Below are 15,511 nucleotides of genomic sequence, written 5' to 3'. Positions count from 1 at the left end.
TCGGTTGATTCAGAAAATGGCGTCCCTCAGGGGGCGCCATTTTTTTGCCTGTTTTTTGCCTGGCCGGCAGGAGGTTTGCGATCTGGTAAGGTCAGTGACTTGGCAAAACAAGAAGCAGCGTTCGATGCTGTACAAAAAATAACCATCTGATTGGCATTAAAGATTTATGAGCACACTCGCTTATCGAAGGGATATCGACGGCTTGCGGGCAGTCGCGGTAATTGCCGTGGTGCTGTTCCATTTTGGCGTCCCGGGGTTTACCGGCGGTTTTGTCGGTGTGGACGTGTTCTTCGTGATCTCCGGTTACCTCATCACCTCGATCATCTGGAACCAGCGTCAGGCCGGCCGGTTCAGTTTCGTCGAGTTCTGGTCGCGACGAGCGCGGCGGATCCTGCCGGCGCTGTTTGCGATGATCATTGCGGTGCTGGCGGTGGGCTGGTTTCTGCTGGCGCCCAAGGACTACGAAGAACTCGGGCGTTCGGTGCGCTATCAGGTGCTGTTCGTCTCGAACATCCTGTTCATGCGCCAGGACGGCTACTTCGATGTCGCCTCGGACCTCAAACCGCTGCTGCACACCTGGTCGCTGGCGGTGGAGGAGCAGTTCTACATCGTCTTCCCGTTGTTGCTGACATTAATGTCGAGCCGCTTGAAGCACTGGCGGCTGGCGCTGTTCGGCGTGCTGCTCGTTTCGTTCGGGCTGAGTGTCTGGGCGGTCCACCATCACCCGGAAAAAGCCTTCTTCCTGTTGCCGATGCGCGCGTGGGAGCTGCTGGCCGGAGCGATGCTGGCGATCGCGCCGAAGCATGCGTGGCGCCTCAAGCCGATGGCGGCGCAATTGTTGAGCCTGTTGGGTATGGGCCTGATTCTGTTGGCGGTGTTCGGTTTCGACAAACGCACGCCGTTTCCCGGTGCGGCCGCGTTGCTGCCGGTGCTTGGAGTTGTGCTGCTGATCCTGGCCAACGGTCATCGCCAGACCTGGGTTGGTCAAATCTTGAGCAGCCGGGTCATGGTCGGCTTCGGCCTGATTTCCTATTCCTGGTACTTGTGGCACTGGCCAGTGTTCGTGTTTTCCAGCTACGCGAGCGTCGATGAGCCAGGCGCGCTCGACAGTGCCGGACTCATTCTGGTGACGATGGTGCTGGGTTATCTGTCGTGGAAGTTTGTCGAGACGCCGTTTCGTGAGCGGCGCGTGTTGGCCGGGCGTCGGCAGATTCTCCTGGCCGGTGCCTGTGGCGTGCTGGTGCTTGGATTGGCCGGGCAAGCCTTGCGCTGGACCGATGGCCTGCCGTGGCGTCTGTCCGATCAGGCGCTGCAATATGCGAAGGGGCGCGACTGGCGGCCGGAATTAATGGCTTGCCTGGCGGATGACAAGACCCCTGATGACAAGCTCTTCTGCCATTACGGTCTGCAAAACCGTGCCTCGCGAGCGCTGGTCTGGGGCGACAGCCATGCCACCGCATTGATCCCGGTGTTCGACGATGGCGCGCAAGCCCACGGAGTCAGTGTGATCCTCGCCAGTTCGCCGGGATGCGTACCGGTGGAAGGTCTGGAGCACGACGCCCGCTGTGCGCGATTCAACCAGCGAGTGGTGCAGGCGCTCAAGCCGCAGGCCGTCAGCGATGTGGTGCTGGTGGCGCGCTGGAGTCTGTATCTCTATGGCGATGCCAAAGGTGATCTGGGCCACGCATTAAAAGAATCTGACGGACACTACGACCGTGCGGCTGCCGAGCAGCGCCTGGCTGACGGCCTGCGCGCGCGGGTGGCACAGTTGCGGGCCGGCGGGCATCGGGTCTGGCTGGTGAAAGAGGCGCCGTTGCAGGCTTTCAGTCCGCCGTACCGCCTGACGCGGCTGGCGATGCTGGATCGCCCGGTGGATGCCGTCGGACTGAACGTCGCCGAACACCACAAGCGTCAGGCCTTTATCAGTCAGCTGTTCGCCGATCTGGCTAAAGATCCGGCGGTGCGCGTCGTCGATCCGGCACCGAAATTGTGCGATGAAAGCGGTCTGTGCCGCGCCGAGCTCAATGGCTACTCGCTGTACACCGATGACAATCACTTGTCGGAGGTCGGCGCGAGATTCGTTGCGCCGATCCTCGAACCGCTGTTTGTCAGCCTGCAGGCCAGGGCAAATCTGGGAAAAGGTCAGGCGAATGCAGCCAAGTAAGCAGTGACAGGCTGCCAGCGACCGGCATAGCAGGTAGGATGTACGCCTATTTTGAGGGTGCCATCGTCAATGAAATTCAAGGATCTTCGGGATTTCGTGCAGCAGCTTGAGCAGCGCGGAGAGTTGAAACGCATCCAGATTCCCGTTTCGCCGGTGCTGGAAATGACCGAGGTGTGCGACCGCACGCTGCGGGCCAAGGGCCCGGCGTTGCTGTTCGAGAAACCGACCGGTTACGACATCCCGGTGCTCGGCAACCTGTTCGGCACTCCCGAGCGGGTCGCCATGGGCATGGGCGCCGAGTCGGTCAGCGAGCTGCGCGAAATCGGCAAGCTGCTGGCGTTCCTCAAGGAACCGGAGCCGCCGAAGGGCTTGAAGGACGCGTGGTCGAAGCTGCCGATCTTCCGCAAGATCATCGCGATGGCGCCGAAAGTCGTCAAAGACGCGCCGTGCCAGGAAGTGGTCATCGAAGGCGACGACGTCGATCTGGCGATGCTGCCGGTACAGACCTGCTGGCCGGGCGACGTGGCGCCGCTGATCACCTGGGGCCTGACCGTCACCAAAGGTCCGAACAAGGACCGGCAGAACCTCGGCATCTACCGTCAGCAAGTGATCGGTCGCAACAAGGTCATCATGCGCTGGCTCAGCCACCGTGGTGGCGCGCTGGATTTCCGTGAGTGGTGCGAGAAGCATCCGGGCCAGCCATTCCCGGTGTCCGTGGCTCTTGGCGCGGATCCGGCGACCATTCTCGGCGCGGTCACCCCGGTGCCGGACAGCCTTTCCGAATACGCTTTCGCCGGTCTGCTGCGCGACAGCCGCACGGAACTGGTGAAGTGTCGTGGCAACGACCTGCAAGTGCCGGCCACTGCCGAAATCATCCTTGAAGGCGTGATCCATCCGGGCGAGATGGCCGATGAAGGCCCGTACGGCGACCACACCGGTTACTACAACGAAGTCGACAGCTTCCCGGTGTTCACCGTCGAACGCATCACCCACCGGATCAAGCCGATCTACCACAGCACCTACACCGGCCGTCCGCCGGATGAACCGGCGATTCTCGGCGTGGCGCTGAACGAAGTGTTCGTGCCGATCCTGCAGAAGCAGTTCCCGGAAATCACCGATTTCTATCTGCCGCCGGAGGGCTGCTCGTACCGCATGGCCGTGGTAACGATGAAGAAGTCGTATCCGGGCCACGCCAAGCGCGTGATGCTGGGTGTCTGGTCGTTTTTGCGACAGTTCATGTACACCAAGTTCGTTATCGTCACTGACGACGATATCAATGCGCGGGACTGGAACGACGTGATCTGGGCCATCACCACGCGCATGGACCCCAAGCGCGACACGGTGATGATCGACAACACGCCGATCGACTACCTCGACTTCGCCTCGCCGGTGTCGGGGCTCGGCTCGAAGATGGGCCTGGACGCCACCCACAAGTGGCCGGGCGAAACCACTCGCGAGTGGGGCCGCGTCATCGTCAAGGATGATGCCGTCACCCAACGGATCGATGCCATCTGGAATCAGTTAGGAATAGATTGATGCGTGTAACCCTGCAGCCCTCCGGAGCGGTGCTCGAGATACAGCCCGGAGAGCGGATTCTCGATGGTGCGCGGCGCCTGGGCTACGAATGCCCGCAAAGCTGCCGCAACGGCAATTGCCATGTGTGTGCGGCGCTGCTGGTGGAAGGCCGGGTCGAACAGGCCGGCAAGGTGCATGACCACGGCGAGTTCTACACTTGCATAGCGGAGCCGCTGGAAGACTGCATCGTGCTGTGGGATGGCGTGCTCGCGCTGGGAGAACTGCCCGTGCGCAGCGTGTCGTGTCAGGTCATCGAATGCCGGGACGTCGGTGGCGATACCTTTCGTGTGCGCCTGCGGGCACCGGCCGGCAAGCCGCCGCGTTATCACGCGGGTCAGTATCTGATGATCGAGCGCGAGAACGGCGAGAAGTCGGCATTCTCCATGGCCTCGGCGCCCCACGGCGGTCGCGATCTGGAAATCCATGTACTGGCGCGCGAATCCAGTGCGCTGAGCCTGATCGATCAGCTCAAGCGCAACCCGATGGTGCGGGTCGAACTGCCGTTCGGCGACACCCATCTTGCGGAACTGCCGGACGGGCCGCTGGTGCTGATCGCCGCCGGCACCGGCATGGGTCAGATCCACAGCCTGATCGAACATTGCCGGGCTTCGGGCTTCAAACATCCGGTGCACTTGTACTGGGGCGTGCGTCGTCCGGAAGATTTCTACGAAATCGAACATTGGGACGAATGGCTGAAGTTGCCCAATCTGTTCCTGCACAAGGTCGTCAGTGACCAGTGCGGCTGGGAAGGGCGCTGTGGCATGTTGCATGAGGCGGTGTGCGAGGATTTCCCCGATCTGAAGCCGCTGCACGTCTACGCCAGCGGCTCGCCGGCCATGGTCTACGGCACGCTGGATGCGCTGGTGGAAGCGGGGATGGATGCTCATCAGATGCGTGCGGATGTCTTTGCTTACGCACCCCGCTCATAAGTTCGTTATAACTCTCCATATAGCCGATCGGTATTTATGTAAATGCATAAATGCCGGTAGGTTATATATCAATCAGACAATCAATTAAGAACTGTGCCATGGCACTCAAATTGCCTTAAAACATATGTGCCTTATTGTTACAGCGGTGCGTTCTATTAAGTAATTCTTCACCCGCGGGGAGCTGAACGCTATTCGCCATGAGCGCCATTGAAAACGCTTTTCTGAACCTGGCTTACCCTCCGCGGCTCGATCTTGGGCCGCAGCTGACACACGAACAACTTCTCGCTTCCATGCAATCGACCATGGCGCGCCACAAGGGCGGGCCGGTGTGGCTGTTCGCCTACGGTTCGCTGATCTGGCGGCCGGAATGCTCCGCCGTCGAGCGGGTGCGCGGGCGAGTGCATGGCTACCATCGCGGCTTGTACCTGTGGTCTCACGAACATCGCGGCACGCCGGAAATGCCGGGTCTGGTCTTTGGTCTGGATCGCGGCGGTTCGTGCAGCGGCTTCGCCTACCGGTTGCCGGAAGACAATCTGGACAGCGCGCTGTATGCGCTGTGGAAACGCGAGATGCCGTTCCCGTCCTATCGGCCACACTGGCTCAACTGCCGACTCGAAGATGGCAGCCAGGTTCAGGCGCTGGGATTCGTATTGGAGCGACACCTGCCCAGCTACGCCGGCAACTTGCCGGATCATGTGCTGAGCCAGGTGTTCGAAAGCGCTTGCGGGCGTTACGGCACCACTCGCGATTATGTCGAGCAGACCGCCCACGCCCTGCGCAGCCACGCCATGCCAGACCGAAATCTGGAGGCGCGGCTCAAGCGCTGTAAGTCAAAGACCGATCAGGCGACTGCTTCGCGGCTCTGACTGGCGACTTGCTTGTGCCACAGGGTCGGGGCCAGGAAGGCCATCGACAGCAGGCAAGCGCCCACCAGCAGCACGAAACCGCCATTCCAGCCGAAGTGGTCCACGGTGTAGCCCATCGCTGCACTGGCCGCGACTGAACCACCCAGATACCCGAACAGACCGGTGAAGCCCGCAGCAGTGCCGGCGGCTTTCTTCGGTGCCAGTTCCAGCGCCTGCAGGCCGATCAGCATCACCGGGCCGTAGATCAGGAAGCCGATGGAGAACAGCGCGATCATATCGATGGTCGGGTTGCCGGCCGGGTTCAGCCAGTACACCAGGGTCGCGACGGTCACCAGTGCCATGAACACCATGCCGGTCAGGCCACGGTTGCCACGGAAAATCTTGTCCGACATCCAGCCGCACAGCAGCGTGCCCGGGATCCCCGCCCACTCGTAGAAGAAATAGGCCCACGAGGTTTTATCCACGGTGAAACCCTTGGCTTCCTTCAGGTAGGTCGGCGCCCAGTCCAGCACGCCGTAGCGCAGCAGGTAGACGAAGACGTTGGCCATGGCGATATACCAGAGCATTTTGTTGCGCAGCACGTATTTGACGAAAATTTCCTTGGCGCTGAATTCGTCTTCGTGGCTGGCGTCGTAGCCTTCCGGGTAGTCGTTCTTGTACTTCTCGATAGGTGGCAGGCCAACCGATTGCGGGGTGTCGCGCATGGTCACGAACGCGAACACCGCTACCGCCAGGGCAACGGCGGCCGGGACGTAGAACGCCGCATGCCAGTCGTTGAACAGGCCCATGCCGATCAGGAACAGCGGGCCGATCAGGCCGCCGCCGACGTTATGCGCCACGTTCCACACCGATACCACGCCGCCACGTTCCTTCTGCGACCACCAGTGCACCATCGTGCGTCCGCTCGGCGGCCAGCCCATACCCTGGGCCCAACCGTTGATGAACAGCAGGATGAACATCATGGTCACGCTGGAGGTTGCCCAAGGCGCGAAACCGAAAATGAACATGACCCCGGCCGATACCAGCAGGCCGAATGGCAGGAAGTAACGCGGGTTGGAGCGGTCGGACACCAGGCCCATGAGGAACTTGGACAGGCCGTAGGCGATGGCGATGGCCGACATCGCCAGACCCAGATCGCCACGGCTGTAGCCATCGTCGATCAGGTACGGCATGGCCAGCGAGAAGTTCTTGCGCAGCAGGTAGTAACCCGCATAGCCAAAGAAGATGCCGGCGAAGATCTGCCAACGCAGGCGTCGGTAGGTGCTGTCGATTTTTTCTTCAGGCAACGGAGCCTGATGTGCGGCAGGACGAAAGAAAGCAAACATTCAAGAGCTCCAGATTTCTTGTTTTGACTGCGGATGCGAATGTTACAGTTTCGTTACCGAAAATAGCACCGCTTCCCATCGGCAAAACAGTGGAAATGTTGGAAGTCGCGCGTTCCTTTATGAACATGTCGCTCAGATATAAGTGCGCGGCGTTGTGGGAAAGGTTACTTCGGCGTCTTCCTGCCGGGTTTCAGGGTTTTGTAAGGCGCAGGTTTGGGAAATGTCCTGCGAACAATGCAGAAGTAACGGCGTTCTGTTTCGGGCCTTCGGGCTCTACCCTTTTGACGGTGCCAATCGGGCATTCGTGCGGTGAAGGGGGGGAGGGCTCATGCGGTGGTGTGTGTTGCTGTTTTTGCTGATGGCATCTGGAGGTACGTGGGCGATAGAGGTGCTGCTGATTCCGGAAAACAACCCGAGGCCGGTCTATCCGCGGGGGCTTTTCAGGGCTGGCGTGGTCGGTGAAGTGGGCGCCGAGTTCACCGTCCATGCCGACGGCTCAGTCGACCGGATCAGCTTTGCGAAAGACAGCCATCCGGAGTTGATCGAAGCGGTCAGGGTCGCCGTCGAGCAATGGCGTTTCAAACCGTGGACGGTCGAGGGCGACAGACCGACAGAAAGGCGAGTCCTTGCGCCGATGGTGTTCAGGCTGGATCTGGATCAACCCATCCACATCAACCAGCAGCTGAAAGCCTTGAAGTGCCGCACCCTGAACGAATACCTCGGCAACATTGCGCAGCAGTCGTGGATCGATACCAAGGTGTTCGTTCACACCAGGGCCTACCTTTCCAATGTCTTCCACAAGGCGCAGTTGCCGGACGAACAGCGGCTGGCAATGATCGCCAGACTGAACAAGCGGATTCCGACGATTGTCCGGGGATGTCGGGACAGTCCGGTCCGGACGTACATGAGCCTGTTGCCAGAGGATATTCGCAGTCTGATGTAGGGCTGGAATGTTCTGAAGGGCGATCCGGCAGTTGCCTTCAATTCCGGATCGCTCGATCGGCTCAGCGCACTTGCACCACAACTTTCCCGACAGCCTTGCGCTGCCCGAGATCATTGATCGCCTGTGCGGCATTGCCCAGCGGATAGACCTGCGACACCAGCGGCTTCAGCTTGCCCTCGGCAAACCAGCCGAACAGTTGCTGGAAGTTCGCCGCGTTGTCCTGCGGCTGGCGCTGGGCGAAGGAGCCCCAGAACACGCCGAGTACCGCCGCGCCCTTGAGCAGGGCGAGGTTGACCGGCAGTTCGGGAATGCGGCCGCTGGCGAACCCGACCACCAGCAGGCGGCCGCTCCAGGCGATGGCGCGGATGGCCTGGTCGAACAGGTCGCCACCGACCGGGTCGTAGATCACGTCGGCGCCCTGGCCGTCGGTCAGGCGCTTGATCTCGTCCTTGAGGCTGGTTTCGCTGTAGTTGATCAGTTCGTCGGCACCGGCAGCCTTGGCCACGGCGAGTTTTTCCGCGCTGCTGGCGGCGGCGATCACCCGGGCGCCCATGGCTTTGCCGATTTCCACGGCGGCCAGGCCAACGCCACCGGAAGCGCCGAGCACCAGCAGGGTTTCACCCGGTTGCAGGTTGCCGCGCTGCTTGAGGGCGTGCATCGACGTGCCGTAGGTCATGCTGAAGGCGGCGGCGGTGTTGAAATCCATCGATGGCGGGATCGGCAGCACGTTGTAGCCCGGCACTGCGACCTGTTCGGCGAAGCTGCCCCAGCCGGTCAGGGCCATGACCCGGTCGCCGACCTTCAAGTGACTGACCTTTTCACCCACCGCGCTGACCACGCCGGAGGCTTCGCCACCCGGCGAGAACGGGAAGGGCGGCTTGAACTGGTATTTGCCCTCGATAATCAGCGTGTCCGGGAAGTTGACCCCGGCGGCGTGCACGTCCAGCAGGATTTCGTTCTTCTTCGCGACAGGACTGGCGACGTCTTCCAGCACCAGCGATTCGGCAGGGCCGAAGGCTTTGCACAGCACGGCTTTCATCAGGGCTATTCCTTTGGGAGTGATGGCCGATAAGTGTAGGTGTGGCAGTCAACGGGTCAACGAGCATGCCCGGCCCTGATAGTCCGCCATAAGCTTGTGCTTGAGCGGCGGGTCGTTATGCTAGGCCGCAAACCGGATAAGGAGCGAATTGTGAAAGCGTGGATCATGTTGTTGCTGGCCCTGTCTCTGCCTGTGGCAGCGCTGGCCGAAGAAGCCAAAGAAGGCGAGGCGCCGAAGGTCAACTACATCACCCTGAGCCCGCCGTTTGTGGGCAACTACGGGTTGGATGGCACGCCGAAGCTCAAGGTCTACAAGGCCGACGTGGCGCTGCGGGTGACCGGCGAAGAGGCGACCAAACTGGTCAAGGCCAACGAGCCGCTGATCCGCAATCAGTTGGTGGCGCTGTTCACCCAGCAGACCACCGATGCGATGGGCAGCATCGAAGGCAAGGAAAAGCTGCGTCAGGAAGCCTTGAAGCAGACCCAGCAAGTGATGAACGACGAGACCGGCAAGCCGGTGGTTGAAGATCTGTTGTTCAACAACCTGATCATTCAGTAAGGCATTTGTTGTCCGGGCGGGGCTCATCGCGAGCAAGCTCGCTCCCACAGTGATTTTGTGGTGCCACACATTTGTGTGATCGCCGCTGAACCCTGTGGGAGCGAGCTTGCTCGCGATGGCATTTTGTCAGGCGACAAATGGCTCAGGGTTTGAGCGCCATCACCGCCGCCCACTGTTCGGCAGTCACCGGCATCACCGACAGTCGCGAACCCTTCTGCACCAGCGGCATCTCGGCCAGCGCGGTCTGCTGTTTCAGATAATCCAGTTTCAAGACCCGGCTGAAGGTTTCTACGTGGGCAACGTCAATCGCGCTCCAGGCGTTTTTCTCCAGCGTGGCTTTCGGGTCGAAATAATGGCTTTGCGGATCCATTGCGGTGGGATCCGGGTACGCGGCCTGAATGATTTTGCCGATCCCGGCAATTCCCGGCTCCGGGCAGCTGGAGTGGTAGAAAAAGAATTCGTCCCCGACTGCCATGGCCCGCAGGAAGTTGCGTGCCTGAAAGTTGCGAACCCCGTCCCAGCGCGCTTTGCCGAGCTTTTCCAAACCCTTGATCGAGAGTTCGTCGGGCTCGGATTTCATCAGCCAGTAGGCCATGGTGTGTGCTCCTCAAGCGGTCGTTGGGCAGGTTGTCCGGCAATTTTATGACAAACCGACGGTCGGTTGACGTCAGCATTTGCGCAGAGGTTCACGTTGTCGCAAAATGCCGGCCTTTAAAGCTTGACGCTGCTGCACGGCCTACGAATGGAAACCGCTGCTGTCATCGTGATGATGTGCCTTGAGGGGGGCAATCGATGAAACGCAAACCGGATTTGCTGTGGACTTTGGTAATTTTGTTCGGTCTGGGCGTCGTGACCACCGGTTATGCGCAAAGTCTGTGGGCCAACAAGGCCGATGCACCGATTGAAGTGGCGCAACAAGTACAACAGTCAACAGCCTTCAAACGCTGAAACTGCCTTTTCGACGCCGCTGATCCGCGCGGCGTCTATCCCGCGAAATACCACGCCTTGTCTGTCACCGTTCCTTGCAACGGTACATCCCAGCTCGCTTGCGCGAGACGTTCGACCTTCTGACATTCATGGGCCAGGCCCAGCAGCGTCGGCTTGCGCCAGTTCTGGCGTCGGGCCAGATACGCCAGGCTGCGGTCGTAGAATCCGCCGCCCATGCCCAGGCGCCCGCCGACATCGTCGAATCCCACCAGTGGCAACAACACCAGATCCAGTGCCCAGACCTTGCGCTGACGGGCCAGATTGGCGCGTGGCTCAAGGATGCGGAAACGGTTGGGTTTGAGTTTTTCGCCGGGGCGGATTTGCTGGAAGACCATTTTGGTCCGGGGCCAGGCACTGAGCACCGGCAGGTAGGTTTTCTTGCCCCGACGCTGGGCGGCGCGCAGCAACAGGCGCGGGTCGATTTCACCGTCGGTGGGCAGATACAGGGAAATGTGTTTTGCCCGGCGAAAGTGCGGGTCTTGTGCCAGTTGCTTGTACAGGCCTTCGGCGGCCTGGCGTTGTTCGCTTCGCGTCAGCGAGCGGCGGGCCTTGCGCAGCAGGCGGCGCAGTTGGGGACGGGGCAGCAACGCGGGTTCGGTCATGGTTCGGCTTCGGCAGGGTGGGACGAAAACGTACGCATAAAAAATCCGATGCCGGCATGCACCGGCATCGGATTCGAATCAGGCTCCCCGGATGAGCCGCTGTCGACTTAGCCCTTGAACCCGAGAGTTCAAGGTGGAGGATGCAGTAGGCTTTAAGGCTTTCCGTCTGGCGGACATGCACACCAGCCCAACGTGCAACCCCCAGGGTAGTGCAAATCGGCTCAGGGACATCGTCAACTGGCAAGCACCCCAGGGAGTGCGGCGAGTATAACTCAAGCGGCCTGGCGAATCAGCCCTTGCTGATGTCCGGATCGTCGGCCAGCACCAGATCGACACGATCGAGCAAGTCACGCACCTGTTCACGGGTCGAACCGCTGGCCTGGATGTCCGGGCGCTCTTCTTTGTGCAAGAGGTCGTGGGTGATGTTCAGCGCGGCCATCACGGCGATGCGGTCGGCGCCGATGACTTTGCCGCTGCTGCGGATCTCGCGCATCTTGCCGTCCAGGTAGCGGGCGGCGCTGATCAGATTGCTGCGCTCTTCCTGGGGACAGATGATCGAATATTCTTTATCGAGGATCTGCACGGTAACGCTATTGCTTGAACTCATGAGTCTTGCTCCAGGGCCTTGAGGCGCGAAATCATCGATTCGACCTTACGCCGGGCGATTTCGTTTTTTTCAATGAGGTGCGCGCGTTCCTCGCGCCAGGTCTTTTCCTGAGCAAGTAAGAGTGCATTTTGACTCTTTAGTTGCTCGACTCGGGTAATCAGCAGTTCGAGTCTGGCCATCAGCGCTTGCAGGTCGGTGTCTTCCATTGTGTCCACTGATTCGGTCTGATGGGTTTGGCTGGGGGACAGCCTTTAATGGTCTTGGCGAGTCTGTCGATGTAGGATACAAGGCCTTCATTCTAGACATAGCGCCGTCTGGCGCCTAGCTGCCCATGCCCATTCAGAATTCCCCGTACCAAGGCTTTGCCACCCTGCTCAATTCCAGCGGTCACTCCGTTTCGCCTGCCGAACTGCACGGCCTGTTGCTGGGCCGCAGCTGCGCCGGTGCCGGCTTCACCGCAGAGGAATGGCTGATCGATGCTGCCGAGTTGCTCGAAAACGAGCCGCAGGACAACGTTCGCGCCGCGCTGATCGGCCTGCAAGAGATGGTCAAAAGCGAACTCACCGGCGACGACATCACCGTGGTTCTGCTGCTGCCGAACGATGACGCGCCACTGGCCGAGCGCGCAGCTGCGCTGGGCGAATGGTGCCAGGGCTTCCTCACTGGTTTCGGCCTGAACTGCCGCGACAGCAGCATGCTGAGCACCGAAGCCACTGAAGTGTTGCAAGATTTGGCAGCGATCTCCCAGGTGCAAGACGCCCTGGAAGAGTCCGAAGACGGCGAAAGCGATTACATGGAAGTCATGGAATACCTGCGTGTAGCGCCGCTGCTGCTGTTCTCCGAAACCAAAAAGGCCGACGTGCCGCCAGCGGCCAAGCCGTCGCTGCACTGATCGCGTGCCAGGGAAAGCCATCTGCCCATGATCCATATCCCGAAAGCGGAATACGCCCGGCGCCGCAAGGCGCTGATGGCGCAGATGGAACCCAACAGCATCGCGATCCTGCCTGCCGCCGCGGTCGCCATTCGCAACCGCGACGTCGAGCATGTCTATCGCCAGGACAGCGACTTCCAGTACCTCAGCGGTTTTCCCGAGCCACAGGCGGTCATCGTCCTGATGCCCGGTCGCGAACATGGCGAATACGTGCTGTTCTGCCGTGAGCGCAATGCCGAACGCGAACTCTGGGACGGCCTGCGTGCCGGCCAGGAAGGCGCGATCCGCGATTTCGGCGCCGACGACGCCTTCCCCATCACTGACATCGACGACATCCTGCCGGGCCTGATCGAAGGCCGCGACCGGGTGTATTCGGCGATGGGCAGCAACCCGGAATTCGACCGCCACCTGATGGACTGGATCAACGTGATCCGCTCCAAGGCGCACCTCGGTGCCCAGCCGCCGAACGAATTCGTTGCCCTGGATCACCTGCTGCACGACATGCGCCTGTATAAATCGGCGTCAGAAGTTAAGGTGATGCGCGAAGCGGCGCGGATTTCCGCCCAGGCTCACATCCGGGCAATGCAGGCCAGCCGCGCCGGGCTGTACGAGTACAGCCTCGAAGCCGAACTCGATTACGAGTTCCGCAAGGGCGGGGCGAAAATGCCGGCCTACGGCTCGATCGTCGCTGCCGGGCGCAACAGCTGCATCCTGCATTACCAGCAGAATGACGCGCTGCTCAAGGACGGCGATCTGGTGCTGATCGACGCCGGATGCGAGATCGACTGCTACGCCAGCGACATCACCCGCACCTGGCCGGTCAACGGCAAGTTTTCCGCTGAACAGAAAGCGATCTACGAACTGGTGCTGGCTTCGCAGGAAGCGGCATTCGCCGAAATCGCTCCGAACAAGCATTGGAACCAGGCGCACGAAGCCACGGTTCGGGTGATCACCACCGGGCTGGTGAAGCTGGGGCTGTTGCAGGGCGAAGTCGACGAGTTGATCGCCTCCGAGGCCTACAAGGCGTTTTACATGCACCGCGCCGGCCACTGGCTCGGGATGGATGTGCATGACGTCGGCGAGTACAAGGTCGGCGGCGAATGGCGGGTGCTGGAAGTCGGCATGGCGCTGACCGTGGAGCCGGGCATCTACATCGCCCCGGACAATCAGAACGTAGCGAAAAAATGGCGCGGCATTGGCGTGCGCATCGAGGATGACGTGGTAGTGACCAAGAGCGGTTGTGAAATCCTGACCGGCGGCGTGCCGAAAACCGTCGCCGAGATCGAAGCCCTGATGGCGCAAGCACGGACCTGCGCGGCATGAGTCGGGTCAATCTGGCAATCATCGGTGGCGGTCTGGTCGGCGCCAGTCTGGCGTTGGCCTTGCAGGCCGGGGCCAAGGCCCGGGGCTGGAAGATCGTGCTGATCGAACCGTTCGCCCCCGGTGACACCTGGCAACCGAGCTACGACGCGCGTTCCTCGGCGCTGTCTTTCGGTTCGCGGCAGATTTATCAGCGGCTGGGCGTGTGGCAGGAAATCTCCCGCCGCGCCGAGCCAATCAAGCAGATTCACGTGTCCGACCGTGGACGTTTTTCCACCGCCCGCCTTTCGGCGATGGAAGAGGGCGTCCCGGCGCTCGGTTATGTAGTGGAAAACGCCTGGCTCGGCCAGTGCCTGTGGCAGCACCTCGATAAAGAGGTGATCAGTTGGCGCTGCCCGGCGGAGGTCTCCCGCATGGAGCCGCTGCCTGACGGCTATCGCCTGACCCTCAACGACGAAACCACAGTCGAGTGCGATCTGGCGGTGCTCGCCGATGGCGGCCGTTCCGGTCTGCGCGAGCAACTGGGCATCAACGTGCGCAAGCGCCCGTACAACCAGAGCGCGCTGATCGCCAACATCACTCCGAGCGAAGCACACAACGGCATGGCCTTCGAGCGCTTCACCGATGAAGGCCCGATGGCGTTGCTGCCGCTGCCGGAAAACCGCTGCGCGCTGGTCTGGACCCGTCTGGGCATGGACGCGCAACGGCTGGCCGACCTGAGCGAGCGTGATTTCCTCAGCGAGCTGCAAGGCGTGTTCGGCTACCGTCTCGGTACTCTGAAACAGGTTGGCGCGCGGCATCTGTACCCGCTGTCGCTAGTAGAGGCCGAAGAGCAGGTGCGTTCGCATCTGGCCGTGCTCGGCAACGCCGCCCACAGTCTGCACCCGATTGCCGGGCAGGGTTTCAACCTGTCCCTGCGCGATGCCGATGCGTTGGCCGCCGCGTTGCTGGCCAGCGACAAACCGCTGGGGGATTTCGCTACGTTGCAGGCCTATCGCGAGCGTCAGCGTCTCGATCAGGACCTCACCGTCGGCTTCTCCGATCAGGTCACGCGCCTGTTCGGCAGCACTCAGCCGCTGGTGTCGCTGGGGCGCAACATCGGCCTGCTCGGCCTCGATCTGCTGCCGCCGGCCAAGCGCTGGTTCGCCCGCCAGGCCATGGGGCTGGGGACGCGGCCGGATGCGTGAGTGGCTGATCAAGCAGTTTGGCAAGGCGCGGCTGATGCGCTGGATCATGACGTTCTACCCGCCGTATTTCGGCGCCGGTGTCCGCGTGAAGCACATCAGCGATGACTTTCGTGACATCCAGGTCTCGATGGGCCTGGGCTGGTACAACCGCAATTACGTCGGTACCCAGTTCGGCGGCAGTCTGTATTCGATGGTCGATCCGTTCTTCATGTTGATGCTCATGGAAAACCTCGGCTCGCGGTACATCGTCTGGGACAAGGCCGCCGACATTGATTTCATCTCGCCGGGCAAAGGCCCGGTGTTCGCCCGGTTCAACATCGACGACACCCTGCTCGACGAGATCCGTCGACAGACCGCCAGTGGCGAGAAATACCTGCCGCAGTTGCAGGTCGACATTCATGACGGCGCCGGCAACCTGGTGGCGCGGGTCGGTAAAACCCTTTACGTGCGGCTCAAGCCGCCAGCGAGACAGGCTTAA

At 61.1% G+C, this 15,511-nt stretch carries 17 protein-coding genes and 1 other RNA gene; 11 read left to right on the top strand and 7 right to left on the bottom strand.

Going from position 1 to position 15,511, the window contains the following annotated elements:
• Positions 1–166: 166 nt before the first annotated feature.
• From CAF63_RS25210 to CAF63_RS25195, 4 genes are all read left to right on the top strand, one after another.
• Positions 167–2,164: an acyltransferase family protein gene (locus CAF63_RS25210; RefSeq protein ID WP_085689909.1), complete on the top strand. Its 1,998-nt coding sequence runs from the start codon at positions 167–169 to the stop codon at positions 2,162–2,164.
• A 69-nt stretch (positions 2,165–2,233) separates the two neighbouring features.
• Complete coding sequence (ubiD, locus tag CAF63_RS25205; protein ID WP_007951823.1) at positions 2,234–3,700, top strand: 4-hydroxy-3-polyprenylbenzoate decarboxylase; 1,467 nt, start codon at positions 2,234–2,236, stop codon at positions 3,698–3,700.
• Positions 3,700–4,668: a CDP-6-deoxy-delta-3,4-glucoseen reductase gene (locus CAF63_RS25200; protein ID WP_085689907.1), complete on the top strand. Its 969-nt coding sequence runs from the start codon at positions 3,700–3,702 to the stop codon at positions 4,666–4,668. Before ubiD ends, CAF63_RS25200 begins: the two co-directional genes overlap by 1 nt.
• A gap of 197 nt (positions 4,669–4,865) precedes the next feature.
• Positions 4,866–5,534 carry a gamma-glutamylcyclotransferase gene (locus CAF63_RS25195; protein WP_085689905.1) on the top strand — a complete coding sequence of 223 codons (669 nt, stop codon included), beginning with the start codon at positions 4,866–4,868 and terminating at the stop codon, positions 5,532–5,534.
• Here the strand turns inward: CAF63_RS25195 and glpT are convergent.
• Entirely contained in the window at positions 5,510–6,859 is a 1,350-nt protein-coding gene (gene glpT / locus CAF63_RS25190) for a glycerol-3-phosphate transporter (protein WP_085689903.1), read from the bottom strand. The genes CAF63_RS25195 and glpT overlap by 25 nt on opposite strands.
• Before the next feature lie 328 nt (positions 6,860–7,187).
• Between glpT and CAF63_RS25185 the strand changes: the two genes are divergently transcribed.
• Entirely contained in the window at positions 7,188–7,802 is a 615-nt protein-coding gene (locus CAF63_RS25185; RefSeq protein ID WP_085689901.1) for an energy transducer TonB, read from the top strand.
• Positions 7,803–7,863: 61 nt separating this feature from the next.
• Here CAF63_RS25185 and CAF63_RS25180 read toward each other — a convergent pair whose 3' ends face one another.
• Positions 7,864–8,841, bottom strand: coding sequence for an NADPH:quinone oxidoreductase family protein (locus CAF63_RS25180; RefSeq protein ID WP_085689899.1), 978 nt, complete (start codon positions 8,839–8,841; stop codon positions 7,864–7,866).
• A 150-nt stretch (positions 8,842–8,991) separates the two neighbouring features.
• On the opposite strand from CAF63_RS25180, the gene CAF63_RS25175 reads away from it, so the two are divergent.
• A complete protein-coding gene (locus CAF63_RS25175; protein WP_007951814.1) occupies positions 8,992–9,399 on the top strand; it encodes a flagellar basal body-associated protein FliL in 408 nt (135 codons plus the stop codon).
• Between the two features lie 142 nt (positions 9,400–9,541).
• Here the strand turns inward: CAF63_RS25175 and CAF63_RS25170 are convergent, their stop codons facing one another.
• Positions 9,542–9,994 carry an EVE domain-containing protein gene (locus CAF63_RS25170; protein ID WP_085689897.1) on the bottom strand — a complete coding sequence of 151 codons (453 nt, stop codon included), beginning with the start codon at positions 9,992–9,994 and terminating at the stop codon, positions 9,542–9,544.
• A gap of 197 nt (positions 9,995–10,191) precedes the next feature.
• On the opposite strand from CAF63_RS25170, the gene CAF63_RS28875 reads away from it, so the two are divergent.
• Positions 10,192–10,347, top strand: a complete 156-nt coding sequence (locus CAF63_RS28875) for a hypothetical protein (RefSeq protein WP_007911192.1) — start codon at positions 10,192–10,194, stop codon at positions 10,345–10,347.
• A gap of 35 nt (positions 10,348–10,382) precedes the next feature.
• Here CAF63_RS28875 and CAF63_RS25165 read toward each other — a convergent pair whose 3' ends face one another.
• From CAF63_RS25165 to CAF63_RS25150, 4 genes are all read right to left on the bottom strand, one after another.
• Positions 10,383–10,988 carry a 5-formyltetrahydrofolate cyclo-ligase gene (locus CAF63_RS25165; RefSeq protein WP_007951812.1) on the bottom strand — a complete coding sequence of 202 codons (606 nt, stop codon included), beginning with the start codon at positions 10,986–10,988 and terminating at the stop codon, positions 10,383–10,385.
• An 80-nt stretch (positions 10,989–11,068) separates the two neighbouring features.
• A non-coding RNA gene (gene ssrS, locus CAF63_RS25160) (6S RNA) lies at positions 11,069–11,247 on the bottom strand.
• 30 nt (positions 11,248–11,277) lie between these two features.
• On the bottom strand, positions 11,278–11,595 hold the full coding sequence (locus tag CAF63_RS25155) for a cell division protein ZapA (RefSeq protein WP_007951811.1): 318 nt from the start codon (positions 11,593–11,595) through the stop codon (positions 11,278–11,280).
• Positions 11,592–11,801 carry a TIGR02449 family protein gene (locus CAF63_RS25150; RefSeq protein ID WP_007940359.1) on the bottom strand — a complete coding sequence of 70 codons (210 nt, stop codon included), beginning with the start codon at positions 11,799–11,801 and terminating at the stop codon, positions 11,592–11,594. The genes CAF63_RS25155 and CAF63_RS25150 overlap by 4 nt, the downstream gene beginning before the upstream one ends.
• A 125-nt stretch (positions 11,802–11,926) precedes the next feature.
• Between CAF63_RS25150 and CAF63_RS25145 the strand changes: the two genes are divergently transcribed.
• Genes CAF63_RS25145 through CAF63_RS25130 form a run of 4 tightly spaced genes read left to right on the top strand, consistent with a single transcriptional unit; the run spans position 11,927 to position 15,511 of the window.
• Positions 11,927–12,487 carry a YecA family protein gene (locus CAF63_RS25145; protein WP_085689895.1) on the top strand — a complete coding sequence of 187 codons (561 nt, stop codon included), beginning with the start codon at positions 11,927–11,929 and terminating at the stop codon, positions 12,485–12,487.
• 27 nt (positions 12,488–12,514) lie between these two features.
• Positions 12,515–13,849 (top strand): Xaa-Pro aminopeptidase, encoded by a 1,335-nt coding sequence (pepP, locus tag CAF63_RS25140; RefSeq protein WP_085689893.1) that lies wholly within the window; start codon positions 12,515–12,517, stop codon positions 13,847–13,849.
• Complete coding sequence (gene ubiH / locus CAF63_RS25135) at positions 13,846–15,033, top strand: 2-octaprenyl-6-methoxyphenyl hydroxylase (protein WP_064379959.1); 1,188 nt, start codon at positions 13,846–13,848, stop codon at positions 15,031–15,033. Before pepP ends, ubiH begins: the two co-directional genes overlap by 4 nt.
• The gene (locus CAF63_RS25130; protein WP_007951806.1) at positions 15,026–15,511 is read left to right on the top strand and encodes a DUF4442 domain-containing protein; all 486 of its coding nucleotides are present in this window, start codon (positions 15,026–15,028) and stop codon (positions 15,509–15,511) included. The genes ubiH and CAF63_RS25130 overlap by 8 nt, the downstream gene beginning before the upstream one ends.

The sequence above is a fragment of the Pseudomonas sp. B20(2017) genome (assembly GCF_002113125.1).
Classification (GTDB): domain Bacteria; phylum Pseudomonadota; class Gammaproteobacteria; order Pseudomonadales; family Pseudomonadaceae; genus Aquipseudomonas.
The sequence above is the reverse complement of the archived record's forward strand: the minus strand, read 5'-3'. Positions and strand labels throughout refer to the sequence as shown.